At 60.4% G+C, this 22,375-nt stretch carries 24 protein-coding genes and 1 tRNA gene; 6 read left to right on the forward strand and 19 right to left on the reverse strand.

The window, feature by feature from the left end:
- Nucleotides 1-29: 29 nt before the first annotated feature.
- The 3 genes from TRIHO_RS13060 to TRIHO_RS13070 form a co-directional block, all read right to left on the reverse strand.
- Nucleotides 30-740 carry an enoyl-CoA hydratase/isomerase family protein gene (locus TRIHO_RS13060; RefSeq protein ID WP_068244319.1) on the reverse strand — a complete coding sequence of 237 codons (711 nt, stop codon included), beginning with the start codon at nt 738-740 and terminating at the stop codon, nt 30-32.
- 132 nt (nt 741-872) lie between these two features.
- Nucleotides 873-1,910, reverse strand: a complete 1,038-nt coding sequence (locus tag TRIHO_RS13065; RefSeq protein WP_068244322.1) for a phosphotransferase family protein — start codon at nt 1,908-1,910, stop codon at nt 873-875.
- Nucleotides 1,907-2,917, reverse strand: a complete 1,011-nt coding sequence (locus TRIHO_RS13070) for an NAD(P)H-dependent flavin oxidoreductase (RefSeq protein WP_068244325.1) — start codon at nt 2,915-2,917, stop codon at nt 1,907-1,909. Before TRIHO_RS13070 ends, TRIHO_RS13065 begins: the two co-directional genes overlap by 4 nt.
- Before the next feature lie 387 nt (nt 2,918-3,304).
- Here TRIHO_RS13070 and aroQ point away from each other — a divergent pair, with 387 nt between their 5' ends.
- Both aroQ and TRIHO_RS13080 read left to right on the forward strand, forming a co-directional pair.
- Entirely contained in the window at nt 3,305-3,754 is a 450-nt protein-coding gene (gene aroQ, locus TRIHO_RS13075) for a type II 3-dehydroquinate dehydratase (protein WP_068244328.1), read from the forward strand.
- A complete protein-coding gene (locus TRIHO_RS13080; protein WP_068244331.1) occupies nt 3,751-4,506 on the forward strand; it encodes a helix-turn-helix transcriptional regulator in 756 nt (251 codons plus the stop codon). The genes aroQ and TRIHO_RS13080 overlap by 4 nt, the downstream gene beginning before the upstream one ends.
- A 448-nt stretch (nt 4,507-4,954) precedes the next feature.
- Here the strand turns inward: TRIHO_RS13080 and tsf are convergent, their stop codons facing one another.
- From tsf to TRIHO_RS13105, 5 genes are all read right to left on the reverse strand, one after another.
- Complete coding sequence (tsf, locus tag TRIHO_RS13085; protein ID WP_068244334.1) at nt 4,955-5,830, reverse strand: translation elongation factor Ts; 876 nt, start codon at nt 5,828-5,830, stop codon at nt 4,955-4,957.
- Between the two features lie 81 nt (nt 5,831-5,911).
- Nucleotides 5,912-6,679, reverse strand: coding sequence for a 30S ribosomal protein S2 (gene rpsB / locus TRIHO_RS13090; RefSeq protein ID WP_068244337.1), 768 nt, complete (start codon nt 6,677-6,679; stop codon nt 5,912-5,914).
- Between the two features lie 167 nt (nt 6,680-6,846).
- Nucleotides 6,847-7,695 carry a lysophospholipid acyltransferase family protein gene (locus TRIHO_RS13095; protein WP_068244340.1) on the reverse strand — a complete coding sequence of 283 codons (849 nt, stop codon included), beginning with the start codon at nt 7,693-7,695 and terminating at the stop codon, nt 6,847-6,849.
- Nucleotides 7,692-8,453, reverse strand: coding sequence for a GNAT family N-acetyltransferase (locus tag TRIHO_RS13100; RefSeq protein ID WP_068244343.1), 762 nt, complete (start codon nt 8,451-8,453; stop codon nt 7,692-7,694). Before TRIHO_RS13100 ends, TRIHO_RS13095 begins: the two co-directional genes overlap by 4 nt.
- A 108-nt stretch (nt 8,454-8,561) precedes the next feature.
- A complete protein-coding gene (locus tag TRIHO_RS13105) occupies nt 8,562-8,744 on the reverse strand; it encodes a DUF3553 domain-containing protein (RefSeq protein WP_068244346.1) in 183 nt (60 codons plus the stop codon).
- Between the two features lie 29 nt (nt 8,745-8,773).
- On the opposite strand from TRIHO_RS13105, the gene TRIHO_RS13110 reads away from it, so the two are divergent.
- Nucleotides 8,774-9,370: a histidine phosphotransferase family protein gene (locus tag TRIHO_RS13110; RefSeq protein ID WP_068244350.1), complete on the forward strand. Its 597-nt coding sequence runs from the start codon at nt 8,774-8,776 to the stop codon at nt 9,368-9,370.
- Between the two features lie 74 nt (nt 9,371-9,444).
- Here the strand turns inward: TRIHO_RS13110 and TRIHO_RS13115 are convergent, their stop codons facing one another.
- The 7 genes from TRIHO_RS13115 to TRIHO_RS13145 all read right to left on the reverse strand — a co-directional run bounded on the left by TRIHO_RS13115 (nt 9,445) and on the right by TRIHO_RS13145 (nt 15,853).
- On the reverse strand, nt 9,445-10,710 hold the full coding sequence (locus tag TRIHO_RS13115; RefSeq protein WP_068244353.1) for a glutamate-5-semialdehyde dehydrogenase: 1,266 nt from the start codon (nt 10,708-10,710) through the stop codon (nt 9,445-9,447).
- Nucleotides 10,711-10,819: 109 nt separating this feature from the next.
- Nucleotides 10,820-11,926, reverse strand: coding sequence for a glutamate 5-kinase (gene proB / locus TRIHO_RS13120; RefSeq protein WP_068244356.1), 1,107 nt, complete (start codon nt 11,924-11,926; stop codon nt 10,820-10,822).
- Complete coding sequence (gene obgE, locus TRIHO_RS13125) at nt 11,914-12,960, reverse strand: GTPase ObgE (protein ID WP_068244358.1); 1,047 nt, start codon at nt 12,958-12,960, stop codon at nt 11,914-11,916. The genes proB and obgE overlap by 13 nt, the downstream gene beginning before the upstream one ends.
- 151 nt (nt 12,961-13,111) lie before the next feature.
- Entirely contained in the window at nt 13,112-13,648 is a 537-nt protein-coding gene (locus tag TRIHO_RS13130; protein WP_068244361.1) for a GNAT family N-acetyltransferase, read from the reverse strand.
- Between the two features lie 212 nt (nt 13,649-13,860).
- Nucleotides 13,861-14,130, reverse strand: coding sequence for a 50S ribosomal protein L27 (gene rpmA / locus TRIHO_RS13135; RefSeq protein WP_068244364.1), 270 nt, complete (start codon nt 14,128-14,130; stop codon nt 13,861-13,863).
- Between the two features lie 12 nt (nt 14,131-14,142).
- The gene (locus TRIHO_RS13140) at nt 14,143-14,736 is read right to left on the reverse strand and encodes a 50S ribosomal protein L21 (protein WP_068244367.1); all 594 of its coding nucleotides are present in this window, start codon (nt 14,734-14,736) and stop codon (nt 14,143-14,145) included.
- Nucleotides 14,737-14,977: 241 nt separating this feature from the next.
- Nucleotides 14,978-15,853, reverse strand: a complete 876-nt coding sequence (locus tag TRIHO_RS13145) for a DUF2059 domain-containing protein (RefSeq protein WP_082705133.1) — start codon at nt 15,851-15,853, stop codon at nt 14,978-14,980.
- A 120-nt stretch (nt 15,854-15,973) separates the two neighbouring features.
- Between TRIHO_RS13145 and TRIHO_RS13150 the strand changes: the two genes are divergently transcribed.
- Nucleotides 15,974-16,063: transfer RNA gene (locus TRIHO_RS13150), tRNA-Ser, on the forward strand.
- Between the two features lie 302 nt (nt 16,064-16,365).
- On the opposite strand, the gene TRIHO_RS13155 is transcribed toward TRIHO_RS13150, so the two are convergent.
- From TRIHO_RS13155 to TRIHO_RS13165, 3 genes are read right to left on the reverse strand one after another with little or no spacing between them, the layout of a single operon-like run.
- Nucleotides 16,366-17,427 carry a methyltetrahydrofolate cobalamin methyltransferase gene (locus TRIHO_RS13155; protein WP_068244370.1) on the reverse strand — a complete coding sequence of 354 codons (1,062 nt, stop codon included), beginning with the start codon at nt 17,425-17,427 and terminating at the stop codon, nt 16,366-16,368.
- A gap of 3 nt (nt 17,428-17,430) precedes the next feature.
- Entirely contained in the window at nt 17,431-18,363 is a 933-nt protein-coding gene (locus TRIHO_RS13160; RefSeq protein WP_068244372.1) for a methylenetetrahydrofolate reductase, read from the reverse strand.
- A 29-nt stretch (nt 18,364-18,392) separates the two neighbouring features.
- Nucleotides 18,393-18,689 (reverse strand): virulence factor, encoded by a 297-nt coding sequence (locus tag TRIHO_RS13165; RefSeq protein ID WP_068244375.1) that lies wholly within the window; start codon nt 18,687-18,689, stop codon nt 18,393-18,395.
- A gap of 298 nt (nt 18,690-18,987) precedes the next feature.
- On the opposite strand from TRIHO_RS13165, the gene TRIHO_RS13170 reads away from it, so the two are divergent.
- Both TRIHO_RS13170 and TRIHO_RS13175 read left to right on the forward strand, forming a co-directional pair.
- Nucleotides 18,988-20,100 (forward strand): Ppx/GppA phosphatase family protein, encoded by a 1,113-nt coding sequence (locus tag TRIHO_RS13170; protein WP_068244378.1) that lies wholly within the window; start codon nt 18,988-18,990, stop codon nt 20,098-20,100.
- Nucleotides 20,101-20,228: 128 nt separating this feature from the next.
- A complete protein-coding gene (locus tag TRIHO_RS13175) occupies nt 20,229-20,951 on the forward strand; it encodes an RlmE family RNA methyltransferase (protein WP_068244471.1) in 723 nt (240 codons plus the stop codon).
- Between the two features lie 315 nt (nt 20,952-21,266).
- Here TRIHO_RS13175 and TRIHO_RS13185 read toward each other — a convergent pair whose 3' ends face one another.
- Nucleotides 21,267-22,145, reverse strand: coding sequence for a YihY/virulence factor BrkB family protein (locus TRIHO_RS13185; protein WP_068244384.1), 879 nt, complete (start codon nt 22,143-22,145; stop codon nt 21,267-21,269).
- Between the last annotated feature and the right edge of the window lie 230 nt (nt 22,146-22,375).

The following is a 22,375-nucleotide window of genomic DNA, read 5'->3' on the forward strand; positions in this document are numbered from 1 at the left end:
GTTTGGTGTTGCGCTGGCGGCGATGGTGCCTAACCTGCCAATCGCGATCCTGTCGCTTGCGGCATCAACGCGCCGTCAAGCAGGGATTCGATGCGGGCAATGCAGTCCGCCCGCAGGTCGCGTTTGATCGCGGCATAGGCCTCCTGCGGCAGCGCCGCCAGTTTGCGGGCTTCCTTCAGCGCATAGCCATGCAGATCCTGCAAATCATCCGCGATGATTTCGATGAACTGCGCGTTGCGCGCGGCAATCGGCCCCAGCCGTTGCCCCGTCAACATCAACCGGCGCTGGGTATTGGTGTCGAGCACGGCGCGCGCGATCTCCATCAGGGCAACGGGAAAGACTTTTCCCTGCTGCACTTCGATCATTTCAAAAGCGCCGCGCGCATGGGACACCCGCAGATCGCTGGCCAGGATAAAGAACATGCCCGCCCCGGAGCTCAGCCCCAGCGTGGCCACAACCACCGGTTTTGGACAGGCATAAAGCGCCAGAAAGGCGCCGTTCAGCTCGGCCGCGATACTGTCCGGCTCTTCGATCTCGGGGTCGATCCCGACCGAAAAATCCTTGAACGGGCTGGTCAGCAGGATTGACCGAACTTCAGGGTCAGCACTTAACGCTCTGATCTCATGTTCGAAGTCGCGCAAAAAATCGCCCGACAGGCGATTGTCCGGTGCCCGCCCCAATTGCAGTTCGACGACTCCATCGCCGTGCGTTCGGCGGTTAAGCCATTCGTCGCGTTCCATAATGCCCCCAGGTTCCCAATAGAATGATGCACCAGGCCGCAGCACATCTGTCTGGTCCGACTTTGGGGGCGGTTCTTTGCCAATGTGTTACCACGGCCTGTGAAACCATTTTGAATTGTAAAGGTTTCGCCGCTAGACGCCGGAGTCGTCCAGCGCCTGAAGCCCCGCCTGGGCAAAGCTCGGCACGTATCCGCCCAGCGTCATGGCCCGGTCCGGGTTGGAGGCATTTCCATCGAGCGCGCGTTTAAGAACGCCCTGCAAGATCGCGGCCATGCGAAAGAAACTGAACCCGAGGTAGAACCCGAAGTTGTCAATTCCCGGCAGGCCACGGCGCTGACAATAGGCGTCGATAAAGGCCTGATCGGTCATCAGGCCTTCGGCTTGTCTGTCGATCCCGGCCAGGCCGCGCCCATCGGTGCCGGGCGGCATCTGCCATTGCATGATGACCCCGGCAAGATCCGCATACGGGTGACCAATGGTCGAAAGCTCCCAATCAAGCACCGCACGGCAGTCCTGCCCATCCGGCGAAAAGATCATGTTGTCGATGCGAAAGTCGCCATGCACCAGCCGACGCTGGCCATCATCCGGTGGCAAGGCGGATCCCAGCGCCTGGATCAATCGATCCATTGCGGCGATGGTCCGGGTTTCAGAGGCGCGGTATTGCTTGGTCCAGCGCGCCAGCTGGCGGGCGAAATAATCGCCGGGGGGACCGAAATCGCTCAGTCCGATCTGTTCAGGGTCCACCTCATGCAGCGCCGCGAGAACCCTGTTCATCTCATCAATCGGTGCGCGACGAGCCGCGACGGGCAGCTTCGGCAGGCGGGGGTCCGCGAAATTGCGCCCCGCCACATGGTCCATGATGTAGAAGGCGGCACCGATCACATCGTCGTCCTCGCAGAGCAGATGCATCCGTGGAACCTGCACACCACTTTGCTGAAGGGCGGATTGCACGCGAAACTCCCGGTCAACCGCATGTGCGGATTTCAGGAGGTTTCCCAATGGCTTGCGGCGAAGAACATATCTATGTTCGCCGGCGTCCAACAGATAGGTCGGGTTGGACTGACCCATGGCAAATTTTTCAACCCGCAGGGTCCCGTCAAACCCCGGCAGCCGGCCGGCAACAAAGTCGGCCACCTTCGCGATATCAATATCGCTCGCCGGGCTGGTCATGATTGAAACGCGCGACGGACAGACTGGCCTGCCACCGCGTATTCTGACGCGATCCGGTCCACCAGCGCGGCGGCGGTGGTCAGGGATTTAACGGCACCGATGCCCTGTCCCGATCCCCAGATCTCCTTCCAGGCTTTTGGCTTTTCCCGATCCCCGCCGAAATTCATCGTGGCGGCATCTGCCGTTGGCAAATTCTCCGGGTCCATGCCGGCCTGGCGAACGGACTGCTTGAGGTAGTTTCCCCAGACCCCTGTAAAGAGGGAGGAATAGACGATTTCTTCGGCGGAGCCATCTACGATCATCTGTTTGTATTCGGCAGGCGCGTTGGCCTCTTGCGTGGCGATGAAGGGGGATCCCATATAGCCGAAATCCGCCCCCAGAGCGCGCGCGGCGAGCAAGGCCCGACCGCTGGCAATGGCCCCCGACAGCGCCAGGGGACCATCGAACCATTCGCGGATCTCCTGGATCAGGGCAAAGGGCGATTGCTGGCCAGCATGCCCACCGGCGCCGGCCGCAACGGCGATTAGCCCATCGGCGCCTTTTTCAATCGCTTTCCGGGCGAAGGTATTGTTGATTACGTCGTGTAGTACAATGCCACCACAGGCATGTGCGGCCTCATTCACCTCGGGGCGGGCACCGAGAGAGGTGATCCAGATTGGAACTTTCCAGCGTTGGCAGATCTCAAGATCGCGCTCGAGACGGGCATTCGACCGGTGTACGATCTGGTTGACCGCAAAGGGGGCGGCCGGAGCATCGGGGTTGGCCTGGTTGTGACGGTCCAGAGCTTCGGTGATTTCTTTCAACCAAAGCTCCAGCCGCGGCGGCTCACCGGTCTCCTCGCGGGCGTTCAGGGCGGGAAAAGAACCGACGATCCCGGCCTTGCATTGCGCAATCACAAGCGCAGGGGTGGAGATGATGAACAACGGTGCACCGATCAGGGGCAAGCGGAGCCGCTGCAGGGCGTCCGGCAACGTCCTGCCGTCCGTCAAACCGGTATATTCGTTCATTTTCAATTCCCTCCAACGCGTTGTGAAAGCGCCCTGCGCAGGGCAAAGGCCAAGGCCAGCCGCTTCCTCTTGCCACGAAGATGGCATTTCGGTCTGCTTCGTACAACGGATGCTGTGCCGTCACGACATCACGTCACATTGCTTACAGGCGCGGTTTCGCAGCCAAAATACGCCGCAGTCTTCACGGCGCCAGTTTTTCTGGTCGGTTTCACGGGTTTATCACGCTGCCGACTGGCGTGCAGACACAGCACGGTGGCAAGCTTGTTTCAGGTTGCCGCTATTGTACCCGGGCCCCAAGGGGCGCAATAAGGCTGACAGATGGATCTGGCGACAGCGGGTCCACAGCCAACCGCTCTGCCGGGCAGGGCAACCAGAGAAGGACAACAGATGACGAGCATTTTGATCCTCAACGGACCGAACCTGAATTTGCTGGGCACGCGCCAGCCGGAGGTTTATGGCCGTGAAACCCTGGCGATGGTCGAAGAGAAATGTCAGCGCCACGGAACCTCCGCCGGGGTCGAGATCACATGCCTGCAGTCGAACCATGAAGGTGTGTTGTTGGATGCAATCCACGCGGCAAAGGGCCGCCATGATGGGATCATTCTGAACGCTGGCGCCTTCACCCATAGTTCGGTGGCATTGATGGATGCGATCTATTCGGTCGAAGTGCCGACGATCGAGGTGCATCTGTCAAATATCCACGCGCGCGAGAGTTTTCGCCAAACCTCCTATATCTCCAAGGCGGTGATCGGCCAGATTTGCGGCTTTGGCTCCTTTGGCTACCTGATGGCGATTGATGCGCTGATCGAACGGTTCAAGGGTGGCAGTGACGAATGAAGGTCGCGGAGTATCTCCATCGGGTGACACAGTTCAGGTCCATCGCTGATTTGTGGGGCGCTCATGTCGCACAAATGGGGCGGTATGGATTTGACCGTCTCCTTTATGGATATACTCTCTTCAAGACCGAGACCTCGCTTGGCGATCCGGACGATTTTGTCGTGCTCAGCAATCATAGTCCTGAGTATCTCAAGGGGTATATCTCGGACGGGCTGTATTCGGATGCGCCGATGTTGCGATGGGCGCTCGACAATGAGGGCGTTGCCAGTTGGCGTATTGCCCAGGACATGGCCGCGCAGGGTCTGCTGGACCCGCGCGCGCAAGCCACCTTTGATTTCAATATGCGCATGGGGGTCCGGGCGGGCTATACCATCAGCTTTCATTCCGCCACCCAACGGTTCAAGGGGGCGATTGCCCTCGCCGCGCGACCGGAATCGAGCCAGGACGCGGTGGAGGACATCTGGGCAGAGCACGGCCAGGACATCGTTCTGATGAACAATGTGGCACATCTTAAAATTCTCACCCTGCCCTACGAAGCTCCGAATCGGGTCCTGACAAAGCGGCAACGAGAGGTGTTGCAGTGGGTCGGAGATGGAAAAACCATTCAGGACATCGCGCTTTTGATGGGGTTGACCAACGCCACCATCGAAAAGCACCTGCGGTTGGCGCGCGCGAATTTGTCAGTAGAAACAACAGCTCAAGCTGTTCTGAAGGCCTCGCTTCACAATCAGATGTACTCGGTCGGTGGCTAGGTTTTTGCCGCCCGACAAGACACTGAGAAAAGTGAAAAACCGTAGATTTTTTGTTAAGGTTTTATGATGCTGCACTTGCAGCAGGTATGGAAATCAGGACTATTCTTACGAGCGTAAAACTGGCATAATGAAAATGTTCCGTGAGTGGTGGCTTGGCCTGGGAACATTGGGGACTGACCCCTGTAATTGCAGGGCTCTCTGACCTGTTCGGTCGTTGGCGTGTATTGATCCGCGTCAGCGATCGGCCTTAAACCTCTGATATATCGTTGTGAATAGTCCAACCACTCGGCGCGTGCCGTCGCATTTCCGCATGGGCCGCCGTGCTGCGCGCTGCCCTTTGGGCGGCGCAGTGTTTTATTTTGCAGAACCGCGCCACAGCTTAACGAAAAAACCCTAGCGCGAACACTCGCGCCAGGGTTTCGTCGATCCGGAAAGCAGTGAGGGCGGATTAGCCCTTCGCGGCTTTCGCAACTTCTGCGGCGAAGTCTTCTTTTTCGACTTCGATGCCTTCGCCAACTTCGACGCGCGCAAAACCGGTGATGGTCGCGCCCTCTTCGGTTGCTGCGGCTTGGACTGTCAGGTCCGGGTTCACCACGAACTGCTGGTTCAGCAGGGTGGATTCCGCGACGAATTTTTTCATCCGGCCAACGATCATCTTCTCGATCACCTGCTCGGGCTTGCCGGACTCACGTGCGATATCCATCTGCACCTGACGCTCTTTTTCCACCAGCGCGGGATCCATGTCGTCTTCGGACAGGGCGGCGGGGTTCACAGCGGCGATATGCATGGCGATCTGTTTGCCAATCGCTTCGTTGCCACCGGTCAGAGCGACCAGAACACCGATTTTGCCCATGCCTTCTGCGGCGGCGTTGTGCACGTAGGACACGACGGTCTCGCCTTCCAGCTTGACCATCCGGCGCAGGGTCATGTTTTCACCGATGGTGGCGATCTTGTCGGTCAGCGTGTCGGCGACTGTTTTGCCACCCAGGTCCGCCGCGGCCAGTGCCTCGACCGAGTCCACACCAAGCGCCGCTTGCGCAATGCTGCCAACCATGGCCTGGAAATCAGCGTTCTTGCCGACGAAATCGGTTTCGGAGTTGACTTCAACCGCGACGCCAGTGCCGCCATCGACAACGACAGCCACGAGGCCTTCTGCAGCGGTACGGCCGGATTTCTTGGCCGCTTTCGCCAGACCCTTGGTGCGCAGCCAGTCAACGGCGGCGTCCATGTCGCCATCGTTCTCTGTCAGTGCTTTCTTCGCGTCCATCATGCCTGCGCCGGTCATTTCGCGCAGTTCTTTTACCATTGCTGCCGTGATTGCCATCTTTAGGCTCTCCTCAAGTCAAATGCGATTTGGGGCAGGTCTAACCTGCCCCACATGTCAAATCTATGACAGGCTGTCGGGTCAGGCCTGGGCTTCTTCAGCGACGGCTTCTTCGACGGGTGCCTCTTCCAGAGCACCAAGGTCAACGCCAGCGGCGCCCATCTGAGCGGTCATACCGTCCAGAGCGGCACGGGCCACCAGGTCACAGTAGAGCGTGATCGCGCGGGCGGCGTCGTCGTTGCCGGGGATGATGTAGTCTACACCATCGGGCGAGCAGTTGGTGTCAACAATTGCGACAACCGGGATGCCCAGCTTGTTGGCTTCGGCGATGGCGAGCGATTCTTTTTTCACGTCGATGACGAACAGCAGATCGGGAACGCCGCCCATGTCGCGGATACCGCCCAGGGATGCTTCGAGTTTCTGCTGGTCACGTTCCATGTGCAGGCGCTCTTTTTTGGTGAGACCTTCTGCACCGGTCACCATGCGCTCGTCGATTTCCTTCAGACGGTTGATCGACTGGGAAACGGTTTTCCAGTTGGTCAGCGTGCCGCCGAGCCAGCGGTGGTTCATGTAGTACTGCGCGGATTTCTCTGCTGCTTCGGCGATCGGGCCGGCGGCCTGACGCTTGGTGCCGACGAAGAGAACGCGGCCGCCTTTGGCGACGGTGTCACGGATCGCGGTCAGGGCCTGGTCCAGCATCGGAACAGTCTGCGTCAGGTCCATGATGTGGATGCCGTTGCGCGCGCCGTAGATGAACGGACCCATGCGGGGGTTCCAACGCTGCGTCTGGTGACCAAAGTGTACGCCAGCTTCCAGCAGCTGACGCATGGTGAACTCGGGAAGAGCCATGCTATTCTATCCTTTTCCGGTTTCATCCTCGGCGGGGGTTCAGACGCAAATGCGGCCAACCGGCGGTGCGTCCGGGATGTCTCCCCGGAACGGACCAAACCCCGCCTGTGGGTTCGATGGCGCGCGTATAGGCCAGGTTTGCGGGCGGCGCAAGCGCAAAAGAGCAGCTAGTCCGTGGCAACCGCGCCCTGACGCTGGCGGGTGTGGCCCATTCTGACCGTTTCCTCGCAATAGGCGGCAAGGGCCTTGCGGTTCTCGAACCGCGAAACCGCAACGGGCGGGTGGTAGGTGACATCCACCCGCCCCTGCGGTGAGGCCGCAAGCACCCTGAGGAAATGCGAGCCGAAATCCATGTCGCCCCACCAGCCATAAAACCGGGGCTCGGCGCCGTTTGGCGCGTGAAATGCCACCGAAACCGGCTGAACCGACAGTTGATCGCGCAGGTCCGGTTCAAAGAGCGACGCAAAGAGCGTTGTTTTGAAGGGCAAAACCCGCAACCCATCCGTTGAGGTCCCTTCCGGGAAAAACAACAACCTGTGCCCCGCCTTGAGCCGTGCGCCAAATAGCGCTTTTTGTGCGCTGGCTTTTTTTCTGTCCCGCTCGATAAAGACCGTGCCGGTGGCGCGTGCCAGCCAGCCGATCCCCGGCCAGCCGGCCACTTCGGATTTGGACACGAAGTAGATCCTGCTTCGGGCGTTCAGTGCAAAAATATCCAGCCAGGAGCTGTGATTGGCCACGATGATCCCCGGCCCTGTCATCGGCCGTCCCGTCGAGGTGAACCGGATCCCCATCACCCGAAAGGCGTTGCGACAGACAAAGAGCGTCAGCCAGGGCGTTGCCGGTCGACGCGCGCCGCACAAGGGGCGTTCGACCAGCCGGGCAAGCAGCAGCAGGAGCAGACCGCCAAAGACCAGGATCGCCAGCAATAATCCGCGCAGCCCCACGCGCAGCCAGCCCCAGCCCGAGATCGTCACCGACTCCGGGGGCGTGTCGCTGTTCCAGCTGATGTTGTTCATTCGGTGCCGCGTCCTTGGGTGTAAAACCGGCTCTGACGCAGATTCATCCGGTCGGTATCAAGGATCAGGCAGACATCGGTGGTGTTAAAGGCGTGATCCACAAAGGCGCCGTCGCCAACAAATCCGCCAAGTCGCAGATAGGCCTTGATCAACGAGGGGGTCTCCAGCATGGCGCGGCGGCGGTCGATCTGATCCTCGGACAGCAGGTCCATCGGTTGATAGGTTTTTGACCGCACCCGCAGCTCTTCTGGCGCAAGGTGGTTGTGGTGCAGCAGGGCCAGCGGCTGAACCAGGGCCTTCAGGTCTGTTCCGTGAAAGGAGGCAACGCCGAACAACACTTCGATTTTGTGCTTGGCAACATAGCTGGCGAGACCGTTCCACAGATAGAACATGGCCATGCCACCGCGATAATCCCGGTGCAGGCAGGACCGTCCCAGTTCCAGCAATTTGCGGCCGGACTGGCGCAGGGCGGTCAGATCATATTCGTCCTCAGAGTAAAACTGCCCCAGTTTCGCGGCCTGATCACAGCGCAGCAAGCGGTAGACGCCGATCACGTCTCGCGTGGTGTTGTCGTAGACGAGCATGTGATCAAAAAACGGATCGAACCGATCCCGCTCCAACCCTGCCTCGTGGTCGACCAACGCGCCACCGCCGCCCAGTTCGCGCACGAAGACCTCGTACCGGAGGGCTTGCGCGGCTCTCAGGTCCTCTTCGGTCTCTGCAATCTTTACGGAAAACTGTGGCGCCCCGTCATGCATGGCTCTATTCAATCCCTAGTCTGTGTCGGGCAGATAGCCCATCGGCACGTTCGCGCGCAAGTTTTATGCTGCCTTGCGCCCCTGGCGTTAACGATTCATAAACCGTTTTTAAGGATCAAAGACAGGGACCAGAGCAACCAGAGCGCCGTTGAAGACGACTTTGCCCTGGTCTGGAAAATTGACTGTGATCTTACCGCCAATGTTCGACTGTACCTGTCCCATGCCCCAATCGGGGTGATCGGGGTGGCGCACGAACATACCGGGTGCCAGGATTGCATTGAGGTCGTTCATGATTGGATGGCCTGTATTGGAGGAATATTATGGGTGTAGATAGCGCCAAACTGGCGGCATTGGTAGGCTCCCGGATTTGTCACGACCTGATCAGCCCGGTCGGGGCGATCAACAATGGTCTGGAACTGCTCGGGATGTCCAATGCGCTTGACGGGCCGGAGCTGGAGCTGATCTCGGACAGCGTCAACAACGCCAATGCCCGGATCCGGTTCTTTCGCATCGCCTTTGGCGCCGCCGGTGAGCAGGATCTTGGCCGGTCCGAGGTGATGAGCGTTCTTGACGACGTCAGTCAAGGCAGCCGGATCAAATATCACTGGTCCTCCATGGAGTCCGCCACGCGTCGCGAGGTGCGGATGACCTTTCTGGCCGGGCTTTGTGTCGAAAGCGCCCTGCCCTATGGTGGCGCCGTGCAAATCCTGCGCAGCGGCACCAGTTGGACTGTGGTGGGTGAAGGCCGCAAGATCAACGTGGACGAGACCCTTTGGTCTGGATTGAGCGCCGCGCAGCCAGAGGCCGAGATTACCCCGGCGCTGGTGCAATTCGCGCTGCTGCCAGAAGCCGCAAAAGAGGCCGATCGCAGCCTTTCCTATGATCACAGCCTGGAAAAAGTTTCGATCAGCTTCTGACCCGCTCCACGAATAAGGGTCTGACCGAATACAGACGCCGCTGTCAGCCAGCGGCGTCTTTGTTTTTCAGGGGGTCAGCCCCTGACCGTTCCGTCCCCCCGGACCAGATATTTGAAGCTGGTCAACTGAGCGGCGCCCACCGGACCGCGGGCGTGCATCTTGCCAGTGGAAATCCCGATCTCGCCGCCCATGCCGAATTCACCGCCATCGGCAAATTGGGTCGAGGCGTTGTGCATCAGGATCGCGCTGTCGAGCTCTGCAAAGAACTGCGCGACGGCGGCATCATCTTCGGTGATGATGCAGTCGGTATGGGCCGAGTGATACTTGCGAATATGCGCAATCGCGTCGTTAATCCCCGAAACTTTCTTGGCTGCGATGATGGCGTCGAGGTATTCCCTGCCCCAATCCGCATCGGTTGCGGTGGTCATGTTCTCGGGGCCAGGCAGGCCTGCTTCGGCATGGATTTCCACCCCGCCAAGGGCCAGCAGCTCCAGCACATCCTTGCCAATGGTGTCGGCGATATCCTCGTGGATCAACAGGCATTCGGCAGCACCGCAAACGCTGGTGCGCCGGGTCTTGGCGTTCAGCACCACGTCCACGGCTTTTTTGCGGTCGGCGGATTTGTCGATATAGATATGCACGATCCCCTCAAGATGGGCAAAGACCGGCACCCGGGCCTCGCGTTGGACCAGGCCGACCAGTCCCTTGCCGCCGCGCGGCACAATCACATCGACATAATCGACCATTGCCAGCAATTCCTGCACCGCCGCCCGGTCCCGTGTGGGGACCAATTGCACAGCATCTTCGGGCAGATCGGCGGCGCGCAGTCCTTCGACCAGGCAGGCATGGATTGCCTGCGCCGAATGCAGGCTCTCTGAACCGCCGCGCAGAATGACCGCATTACCGGATTTCAGGCAGAGCGCCCCGGCATCGGCTGTGACATTGGGCCGACTTTCGTAGATCACGCCGATGACCCCCAGCGGCGTGCGCACTCGCTCGATCCGCAGCCCCGATGGCCGGTCCCAGGCGTCCAGCACGGTGCCGACAGGATCATCCTGCGCCGCGACCGCCCGCAGGGCGTCCACCATACCCTGGATCCGATCCTCGTTCAGCATCAGCCGGTCGATCATCGGCGAAGAGAGGCCCTTTTCCTGCGCAAAGGCAATGTCCTGCTGGTTCGCGGCGATAATCGCGGCGCGGCGCGACCAGACGGCGTCTGCCGCCGTGGTCAGGGCCAGTGCCTTGCGCGCGGCGCTGGCGGTCGCAAGGGTATATGCTGCCGCTTTTGCGCGTTGGCCGATGTCGGCCATCAGCGCGGGGATGTTTTCCAGATCTTTCATCTCGGTTGCCCTTTGTTGTCCCGTTTTGGGGTGTCCCCTTTCGGGGTCGGGTCCCTCCGCCACAGGGCGCGCCGGAGGGTCAAAACATATGCGGTTCAGAATGGCAGGATCAGAGCGCCATGTCATCCCGATGGATCAATGCCGCCCGTCCCGGAGAGCCGAGGAGGGCCTCGATTTCGTCCGAGCGGTGGCCCTGAATGGCGCGCGCTTCCTCGGCGGTATACCGGCTGAGGCCCTGGCCGAGTTTGCGCCCGTCTGGACCAAGGATGGCCAGCGGATCACCGCGGCCAAAATCGCCCTCCACATGGCGCACTCCTGCGGGCAACAAGCTGCTTCCAGACCGCAAGGCGCGGGCGGCACCGGCGTCGATGGCGACCACACCCCGGGTTTTCATCGCGGCGATCCAGCGTTTGCGGGCGACCTGCGGGTCGTCCTGAGCCGTAAACCAGGTCGAGGGCGCGCCATTCTCCAGCGCCCGCAGCGGCGACTGGGCAGAACCTTCGGTTATTGCCATCGCGCAGCCCGCGGCGGTCGCCATCTTTGCCGCCATCAGTTTGGTGATCATGCCGCCTTTGGACAGGCCAGAGACCCCGTCGCCGGCCATGGATTCGATGTCAGGCGTAATGCTGTCGATCCGGTCAAAGCGCCGCGCAGTTGGGTCGAGTGCCGGATTGGCGCTGTAAAACCCGTCGACATCCGACAGCAGGACAAGCAAATCCGCCCCGACCGTCACGGCCACCTGCGCCGCCAGCCGGTCATTGTCACCATAGCGGATTTCATCCGTTGCAATGGTGTCGTTCTCGTTGACGATGGCCACCGCGCCCAGCCCGATCAGGGTTTCCAATGTGGCCCGCGCATTCAGGTAGCGTCGCCGGTCGGCGCTGTCTTCCAGCGTGACCAGCACCTGAGCCGCGGTGATCCCATGCGGCGCCAGGGCTTCTTCATAGGCGCGAGCTAGGCGAATTTGCCCCACCGCCGCCGCCGCCTGGGATTGCTCCAGCGGCAGCACGGTCCGGGGCAGCCCAAGCGCCCCGCGCCCCAACGCAATTGAACCGGAGGACACCAGCACCACATCCTTGCCCGTGGATTTCAGCCAGGCAACATCGGCGCAGAGACTGCGCAGCCAATCCTGTCGCAACGCGCCGGTCTGGCGATCCACCAGCAGCGCCGAGCCAACCTTGACGACGACGCGTCTGGCTGCGTCTAGGGCTGCCAAGGGGCGTCCTCCTCCACCGAGGATTCTTCCTCCTTGATCCGCAGACGGTCGTCGTCGATCTGCGAGCGAACCGCGCGCAGCACGGTATCCAGCCCCTCGCGGCTGACGCTCGACATCAACAGGACCGGCGCGCCGACCTCTGCCTCGAGCGCGGCCCGCGCCTCTGCCCGTTCGTCGTCGTCCAGAGCGTCGATCTTGTTCAGGGCGGTGACACGGGGCTTGTTCGCCAGCTCGCCGCCATAGGCCTCCAGCTCGTTGATGATGGTGCGGTAATCCGCCGCCACCGTCTCTGATGTGCCATCAACCAGATGCAACAGCACCGCACAGCGTTCCACATGGCCGAGGAACCGGTCACCGATGCCGCGCCCTTCATGAGCGCCTTCGATCAGGCCGGGAATATCGGCCATGACGAATTCCGTGTTGTCGATCCCCACCACGCCGAGGTTCGGATGCAGGGTCGTAAACGGGTAATCCGCAATTTTTGGCCGCGCGTTGGAGGTTGCGGACAAAAAGGTGGATTTACCGGCATTTGGCAGACCCAGCAATCCGGCGTCCGCGATCAGTTTCAGCCGCAGCCAGATCGTCCGCTCCACCCCGTCCTGACCGGAGTTGGCCCGGCGCGGCGCCTGGTTGGTCGAGGATTTGAAATGCAGGTTGCCAAAACCGCCGTTGCCACCCTTGGCCAGCATCACCCGCTCGCCAATGACCGTCAGATCGGCCAATACGGTTTCTTCATCCTCGTCGAGGATCTCGGTGCCGACCGGAACCCGCAGAACGATATCGTCGCCATCTTTGCCGGAGCGCTGGCGCCCCATGCCGGACTGGCCGTTCTTGGCAAAGAAATGCTGCTGGTAGCGAAAATCGATCAGGGTGTTGAGGCCATCGACGACCTCGACCCAGACGGTGCCGCCTTTGCCGCCGTCACCGCCGTCCGGACCACCGTATTCGATGTATTTTTCGCGGCGGAAGCTGACGCAGCCGTTCCCGCCGGCGCCAGAGCGGATATAGACCTTTGCCAGATCGAGAAATTTCATGAGAAGGCCCCAGTGTTAAAGCTTGATCGCCAATACTTGAATTCAGGGGATGGCTCAACCCTGTGATGTTCGTCCGGACCGGGAGGGTCAAAATCAAAAACGCGGGCCGGTCCGATGACAAGCCCGCGAAGATATGGCCCTGAAACGGCGGTTACAGCTTGCGGCTATAGGTCCAGGTTGGCACCGTCGTGTCGCGCGCCACCGAATAGCTTTCGGCGTCGCCAAGATAGTCAAACCCGCAATGCGCCAGCACCCGCGCTGAGGCTGGATTGTCCTGAAACACGCTGGCGAACATCGTCGCATCGTTCAGCGGGTTGGCCTCGACCAGAAGGCTCACGGCCATGGAGGCCAGTCCGGTGTTCCAGAACGGCGGCGCCACCCAATAGCCGACTTCGGACTGGTTGCGGTCCATGGATTTCAAGGAAATGACACCCATGAGTTCGGAATTGCCATCCTTGGTGCCATCCATCGCCCAGATGAATTCATCCTGTTCCGCCGCCATCGCCCGCGAGACATAGGCCTCTGCCGCGCCCGGTGGATACGGATGTGGGATCGGTGCGGTCATTTTCGCCACGCGCGCATCGCCGGCATAGTGGTGCACAAGCCCAACATCCGACGACCGGAGTGGCCGCAGGACAAAGCGATCCGATTCAATGGTTATCTGCTGATCCACTTGATCCAAACCCATAGTCTTCGCTCCTCCTCAGAAACACAATTGCGGCACCGACAGGACAAGCTCCTCCATGCCCTCGCCGCACAGATGGGAGGTCCCCGTATTGCAAACAAGGCGCATCACGTCGCTTGTTCGACAACAACCCGGCACTGGACCCATCAAAACGCCAAGAGGGACCGGTCGTATAACCGATCCCCCTGAAGATTTTACTACCCTTTGGGTTCGGTTTACTCAGCGGCCTCCGCCACTGGGAGAACCGAAATAAAGGTGCGGCCCTTGAGGCCCTTGTGGAAGGTCACGTTGCCATTGGCGGTCGCAAAGATGGTGTGATCTTTGCCGATACCAACGCCTTCGCCCGGCCAGAACTTGGTGCCGCGCTGACGAACGATGATGTTACCTGCAATTGCGGACTGGCCGCCGTACAGTTTCACGCCAAGACGGCGACCTGCGGAGTCGCGACCGTTACGGGACGAACCGCCTGCTTTTTTATGTGCCATTCTTGTCTCTCCTTAGCCTTGAGCCAGCTCTTTGGCCTGCTCAACCCATTCGGGTTTGATCTTGATGGCGTCGATACCAGCAATGTCGTCTTCAGACAAGGCTGCGATCTGAGCGAAGGTGGTCAGGCCAGCTGCTTCCAGCTTTTTGACCGCCGCGGGACCAACACCGGTGATCTGGGACAGATCGTCGGAACCAGCAGCTGCAGGAGCTGCGGCTTTGGCGGCCTTGGGGGCAGCAGCAGGTGCCGCATCGCCTTTGCCTGTCGCCAGTTTCACACCGGAAGCATCCGCACCAGAGGCCAGGATCTCTGTGATCCGCACCAAAGTCAGCTTCTGACGGTGACCGACAGTCCGCTTGGAGGAGTGCTTACGGCGACGTTTGACGAAGTTGATGACCTTGTCACCTTTGATCTGATCGATCACTTCGGCCTGAACGGCGGCGCCGGATACGAAAGGCGCGCCGACCACGGGGGCATCGCCACCGAGCATCAGAACGTCATTGAATTGGATGGTTTCGCCGGCGTCAGCAACAAGTTTCTCAACGCGGAGCACATCGCCCGCCTGAACTTTGTACTGCTTGCCGCCAGTCTTGAGGACTGCGAACATCTTCAGTCTTTCCTTTTCTAACCGCGTTCTTCGGTCCCCCATTCGGGGTGTTGTCGACGGGACCTGCGTCCTGTCACCTGGAACAGCGCGCTCCGCCTTGCGGAACGGTATGACAAAATGACCCCGGCGCGGGGAGTCCGGGCCGGGATGCGCGCTTTTGACGGTCTGAAGGACGGATGTCAACCCATTTCACAGGCCCGCGTTGGAAAAACAATCCCTGCGGCAAGGTCCAAACCGTTTCTCAGAGTTCCTGAACCGGCTGCAGGCCCCGCATGCGATGGGCGAGTTCCTCGAACCGATTGGCCTGGATCTCGTATTGCACGGCATTGAGAAGCGCGTAGACTTCTTGCATCACGGGGTCTTCCAACGCCGCCACATAGTCGCGCAACTCATCGACCGAGAAGTCCCGATAGGTATAGGCGGAATGGGCCAGGTTGGACGCGTTCATCGCGCGGCGCATTTCGTCTTCTTGCGCCTTCATCATGGCCCGCAGCCCATCGGCATCGAACTGCATTTCGACCAGACCGGCCGCAGAGGCGGCCATGAGGAACCGGAACTGAATTTCCTGCACCGCCCTCAAGGCGCTGTCGGTGCCGCCAATCGCGGTGTTCATCCGATGAAACAGACTGATGCGCGGATCGCCCGTCGCCTGCATTTCGGCCACCATATCCTCACCAATCTCGCGGCGGGACTCGCCCTCCTCGCGCTGGTGCGAGATGTTTTCCGCCTCGACCAGTCGCTGCCCGAGGTCGGAGGCATAAAACTCCGCCGCATGCAGCAAAGCGTCGCGCGACAGGGTCTGCTCCAGGATATCGACTGCCATGTCCTGCATTTTTTCCGGATCGAACACGTCGCTGGCCAGCCGCTCCCAGGCCAGTCCGAAATCGCTGGCCTCGGCACCCAGCATGCCAGGCGCGTCGCCGGCCGATTGCGCAATACTGGCAATCGCGACATCAAATCCGGTCACCTCGAGGAAAGCCGACACCTGAGAGCGCTCAGCAGCATAAGACGGAGCGGCCAGAAGCGAGGAAAGCCAGAACAACGCAACACAGATCCCCTCCACGATGGCAGGGCGGGTTTTGGCGGGGCGAGCGGGCGCGGTTGGTGTCATCGTCATAGGCTAAATGTAGAAGTGAAACCGCGCGGCGCAAATGGAAAAGTGAAATTCTTGAACGCGTTGTGATTTCGCCCCTTGCACAGCCCGTATTTCCACTTTAAACGCCCTCACACCCCCCGCGGAGAGGTGCCGGAGTGGTCGAACGGGGCGGTCTCGAAAACCGTTGAGCCTTTACGGGTTCCCAGGGTTCGAATCCCTGTCTCTCCGCCATTTAAACCCTGTCACACCACGGGTTTACAGTCTGAACAATCGAACACTGACCAGTCCGCGCAGCGCTCCCTCTTGGTGGGCTTGGGCTGGATGTTCGACATCTTCGCTCAAGCCGGCGCAGCGACGCCGTCAATGACCCGCTTTTGCGGGACGGACTATTGTGTCGCGATAGAGCAATCCGGCCTACATTGGCGGCGAGATGAGCGCCGAAGGCTGGTGACATGGGGTATTGCTCACGATCGGACAAAAGAAAAGCCGGGGTTTGGACCCGGCTTTTCTGCGCGTTATCCTGACGGGGCCGCTTATCCGCGACGGCGGCGACCGCCGGCACGACCGCCGCGCCCTCTGGCTTCTTCGCCTTCTTTGAGCGGTGCCTTGTTGAACTTGATCCATTCACCGCCGTGGGGGTCATTGTTGGTCAGGAAATTGGCCGCCCGGATGGCCTCCATTTCCGACCCCGCGCGCGGTTTCGTTGACCCAAGACCAAAGAGCGTGACAAAGGTCTCGTCGTCCATATCCTCGGGCAGGATGATGCCGGAGGCCGCCACCAGCGCCTTTTTCTCCGCAATGGCTTTCTGCGTTACCGGAAGGGCAACGGGGTTCATGATCGCAGAGGTCATGCCTGCCCCCATTGCCATCGGCAGGAAGGCATTGTTGATCCCATGACGGTTGGGCAGGCCGAACGAGATATTTGACGCGCCACAGGTGGTATTTACGCCAAGTTCCTCACGCAAACGCCGCACCAGGGCAAAGACCTGAAGCCCGGCGGTTCCCATCGCCCCCACTGGCATCACCAGAGGGTCGACGACGATATCATGGGCGGGAATGCCAAAATCGGCTGCGCGCTGGACGATCTTTTTGGCGACCTCAAAACGGACATCGGGGTCTTCGGAAATCCCGGTGTCATCGTTGGAAATCGCCACCACCGGCACATTGTATTTCTTCACCAACGGTAAGATCTGCTCCAGCCGTTCTTCCTCGCCAGTGACCGAGTTCAGCAGCGGACGCCCCTCACAGACCGCAAGACCAGCTTCAAGCGCACCGGGGACCGAAGAGTCGATGCACAAAGGAACGTCAACAAGCCCTTGAACCAGCTCGACAATCTTGGACATCAAGGGCGGCTCTGTTTCGTTGGGGTTCGGGTTGGAGTTGTAGACCACCCCGGCGTTGATATCGAGCACCGTTGCCCCGGCCAGAACCTGGGCGACGGCGTCCTTTTCAATGGTCGAAAAATCGCCCGCCTCCAGTTCGGCGGCCAGTTTCTTGCGCCCGGTGGGATTGATCCGCTCGCCGATCACGCAGAAAGGCTCGTCAAACCCCATCACGGCGGTTTTTGTCTTCGATTCTACGACAGTACGGGTCATGGTTTATCCTTGCTGATTGGCAGGTTGGGCGGGTTCGCCGCCATTATTGATGGCCCATGTGGCGTTGGTCTTGATCCCGCCAAGTGGGAAGAAATGCACATTGGTGATGTTAAAGTCCGGATGCGCGGCCTTGTAGGCGGCGAGTTCGCTCAGAACCTCTGTCGGCTCATAGGGCAACATCAGTTTGGTCACATCCATCGCCCGTTTTTGCAGGACCTTGAGCGACGGGCCAACACCACAGGCGATGGCGAATTTGATCAGGGTCTGCAGCTTGGCCGGGCCGGCAATGCCGATGTGGATCGGCAGGTCAATGCCGGCGTCTTTCAGGCCGTTGGCCCAGGCGATGATCGGTTTGGCTTCAAAGGCGAACTGCGTCGCCAGGGCCATTTTTGCATCCGTGCGTTCCGAAAACTTCTGTTTCCACGACAGCGCTTGGGAGACGTTCTTCATCGAGCCGTCAGGGTCAATGTCCTTGTTACCCTCCGGGTGACCGGCGACATGCAGATTGGTAAAGCCCGCCTTGTCAAACAGGCCCGTTTCCAACAGTTGCATGGAACTGTCAAACGCGCCGTGGGGGTTTGTCACCCCGCCGGCCAGCATCAGCCCCTGACGCACATCCGCCTCGCCCTGATAGCGCGCGATCCAGTCTGCAAGCGTCGCCTTATCCTTGATGATCCGGGCCGGAAAATGCGGCATCACCGGATAGCCGTCGGCGTTCAGGCGTTGGGCGGTGGCGACCATGTCTTCGATTGGCGTGCCTTCGATATGGGCGATGTAGACGCGGGTGCCGACGGGCAGCAGCGCACGGAAATCCTCAACCTTTTCGGCCGTCCGCGGCATGACCTCGATGGAATAATCCGTCAGGAAATCCTGCAGCTGCGGGTCGACCGGGACCTCCGCCTCAGTGGCACGTTTTTTGAAATTCAACAAAGCCATGGCGGCCTCCCATAGAGACGTCCGGGCGCTCACGCCCAGCCGTCATTCGCGATCAGGGTCTTCAGGCGGTCCTGATCGTATTCCTGTTCCAGACGCGCGGCTTCGGCCTCGGCAATGTCACCGGGGTCTCCGTCCACGCTGTAAGGATCGGCCTTGCGCCACTCTGCCAGATAGGCATCCGAGTCCTTGGCGTTTACTTTCATCGCGGCCCGGTCAATGGCCTGCTCGAAGCGTTCATCGAGCGGGCGTTTGGAGCCACGCCGCCCCTTGCCCACGATGACCTGAGCCGGGATGTCGCGCCAGTAAACGATGGTGACGTCGGGCATTGCCGTTCCTTCCTGATACGTCCGTCGTATCGCGTTTCTAATTCGCCAATGATCGCTGAGTGCGTCGAATTTCGACAACAAAGAGGGGAGGAGCGACCTTTCGCGACGGATGCTAGTCTTTCCCCTGCCCCGTGACCAGCGCTGGTCGCCGTCATAATATTCAACAAAATCATGAGTGGTTTGGGCCGGAGCCCTGCATTTTGGTCGTGTTTTCAAGAGCAAGCCCCTGGCACTCCCTTGCACAGACGGAATGGCGCACGTAGGATCAAGGCAACACGATAATCGGAGGGCGTGATTCATGGCGCCCAGGCGTTCCAAAGGTACAGGAGCGTTCCCCAGAGCGGTAGAGAGCCCTGTACCTGCCCGACCGGACCCGGATGCCCTCTATGCGGCGCTGGATCTTGGTACGAATAGCTGCAGAATGCTGATTGCCCAGCCAAAGGGCAGCGGCTTTCATGTGGTAGATAGTTTTTCCAAATCGGTCCAGCTTGGGTCCGGTCTGGAAAAGACGGGGCGTTTGTCCCGCTCGTCGATGGCGCGGACCATTCAGGCGCTGCGAATCTGTCAGCAAAAAATCTCCCGCAATCGGGTCAAACGGATGCGGCTTGTGGCGACAGAGGCCTGTCGGCGGGCCAAGAACGGACGCGACTTCATGCGTCAGATCAAGCGCGAAACCGGGATGACGATGGACATCATCCAGCCGGAAGAAGAAGCGCGGCTGGCGGTGATTTCCTGCGCGCCCCTGGTGTCGACCAAGACAGAGCAGCTTCTGGTTGTCGATATCGGCGGCGGCTCGACAGAACTGGTCTGGATTGATCTGTCCTCGATTGCGCGCCGCGACCGCCCCTCTGCGATCATGCGGCTGCACGCTGGTTTTCACAATTCCGACAGCCCCTTCCCCGCCGCCAAGGTTGTCGACTGGATTTCCGTGCCCCTCGGCGTTGCCACCCTGCGGGACCAGTTCAACGATGTTGAGGACGACGCGGCGCGTTTCGCACTGATGAGCTGGTTCTTTGAGGAAAATCTGGCCGATTTCGCGCCCTACAAGAACGAACAGGCCCGCGAGGGGTTTCAGATTGTCGGCACCTCCGGCACGGTGACAACCGTTGCGGCCTCTCATCTCGGGCTCAAACGCTATGACCGGACCAAGGTGGACGGGCTGCGAATGACCTCGGATCAGATCGACAAAGTGATCCGCAGCTATCTGGAGCTTGGCCCGCAGGGGCGCCGCCGTGATCCGCGTATCGGCGAGGATCGCCAGGCGCTGATCATGTCAGGGGCTGCAATTTTGCAGGCCTTGCTGCGCTGCTGGCCGACCGATCGCTTGTCCGTCGCGGACCGGGGTTTGCGCGAAGGGTTGCTTTATGCACAGATGAGTGCCGATGGCGTGCTTGAGGATGGGCCGTTCTGATCGCCCACTGGATTTGCGGACGCGGCAGGAATGCCTGCCACGACCCCCTGTGAAACAGAGCCCCCGCAGCGCCCTTGAACCCCGGCGCGCGAACCGTTATCTGCACCCATCCCATGGAGGCCGAGTTGATGGCGAAGAAACCGACTGGTAAGAACACATCTGGCCGCGGACAGCGCGATCTGACCGTAAAGGTAAAGACTGCGCGGGGCCGGACCCTCAGCTCGACCCGTTGGCTGCAACGCCAGCTGAACGATCCCTATGTCAAACGGGCCCAGAACGAAGGCTATCGCGGGCGGGCAGCGTTCAAGATCATGGAACTTGACGACAAATACCGGTTTCTGGTCCCGGGCGCCCGCGTCATCGACCTTGGTTGCGCGCCCGGCGGTTGGGCGCAGGTGGCCGTGCCCCGGGTCAATGCACTGGGTGAGAAAAGCGGCAAGGCGGTTGGACGGATCATCGGCGTCGACCTTCAGGAACTGGAGCCTCTCGCAGGGGCGGAATTCCACCAGCTGGATTTCATGGATGAGGGCGCCGACGACAAGGTCAAGGAATGGCTGGACGGCAATGCGGATGTGGTGATGTCCGATATGGCCGCCTCCAGTTCCGGTCACAAGCAGACAGACCACCTGCGGATCATGTCCCTGTGCGAAGCGGCGGCCTATTTCGCCTTTGATGTGCTTGAAGAGGGCGGTACCTTTGTTGCCAAAGTGCTGGCCGGCGGGGCCGAGGGCGAGTTGCAGAAGCTTTTGAAACAAAAGTTCAAAGCCGTTGCCAACGTCAAGCCGCCCTCCTCCCGCGCGGACAGTTCGGAAAAATTCGTCGTTGCGACGGGTTATCGCGGCAACGGCTAGCGAAACAACCAGCGCGACCGTCTGGCGGTCAGGGATCGCACGGCGAGGTCCCTCATTTCCAGAATCGCCTCACTGCCTGCATGCGATGGTTTCCGTTTCCCGGCCGCGTGCCAGCGGACGGCAGAGGGCGCGCTGGTGCGGCTCTCGGACATGCTTGCAAGTTTCAGCAGGCGTTGACGTGCTGTCGGCGCATTGGAATTGGCACTGGTCATGTAAGGTCCCCCGGTTCACTCACCAAGGGAGAGTTTCGGCGGGGGGCGTGCCGTTCCGGCGGCGCAATTGTGGCGAAATTCGTGCCTGTCCGAACAATTCAATTCAAGCGTCGCGGGTGTCCTTTGCTGCAGCCGCCCGATCCGTTTCCAGCACGCCGTTGATTTCGGCCCCCAGGATCAGGATCGCCGCATTGAGATAGAGAAAGATCAGCGCTGCCATCGCGCCGGCCAATCCGGCATAGGTGGCGGAATAGCTGGCAAAGCTGGAAACATAGAACGCAAACCCAAGGCCAGCCGCCCACCACAGGACCAATGTCGTGGCGGCGCCGGGAAAAATGCGCCGTATCGTCGCGCGCTGCGGCAGCAGCACCAGATGGTACAAAAAGACCGCAGCAATCGGCACCACCGCGACAACCAGGCCACTGGCCCCGTTTTCCCATCCGCTCAGCACATCGAGATCCGGGAAAAACCGTCCCAGGAACCGGGCAGCAAGGGGCAAGAACAGCTCGAAAAAGGCGGCCAATAGCAACCCGACACCACCAAGGATCACAAGTCCCACAGAAATCAACCGGTGTTTCCAGAACGGCCGCGTTTCCTCCTGGCCATAGGCGCGCAGCATCGCGACCCGGATCGCGTCAACTCCATTGGATGCAAAATACAGCGCCAGAATGCCCCCAAGGGTCATCAGCCCGGTGCCAGAGGTTTCAAGGACCGCATAGACCTCTCGTGTGATCGGTTTGGCGACCGAAGGGGGCCAGCTGCCGAAAACCAGATTGACCACGTCCTCGACCACAATCCGATGCGACAACAGGCTGGCAATCGCCCCGCTGAGCGACACCGTAAACAGCACAAACGGAAACAAGGCCATCATCATCGACATGGCGATATGGCTGCTGAGCACCCAGGCGTTCTTGCGGTTGAAGCGCGCCACCGCGCGGCGCAATACCTGCCACACCTGCGTGCGTTTTTGTCCCTTGGCCATGACGGTCCCTTGTGTGGTTTGTGCGTGGTTTGATTGCATTTGCCCGTGATCGGTGGCCGTGGTGTGTGGGGTCGCCCTTAAAGCAGCCCCCCTGATACAGCCCCCGGTCGGCACAGGTCGTATCCGGACCGAAAAATTTGCGACATCAGGATGATCGCGACCCGCCCTCCGTCAGCCGCCTGCCCTTCGCGTTTCGGAGCCGCTGTTCCAGAAGGGTTTCGGTTAGTTTA

Origin of the sequence: Tritonibacter horizontis, assembly GCF_001518015.1 — a bacterium.
Taxonomy (GTDB): Bacteria; Pseudomonadota; Alphaproteobacteria; order Rhodobacterales; family Rhodobacteraceae; genus Epibacterium; species Epibacterium horizontis.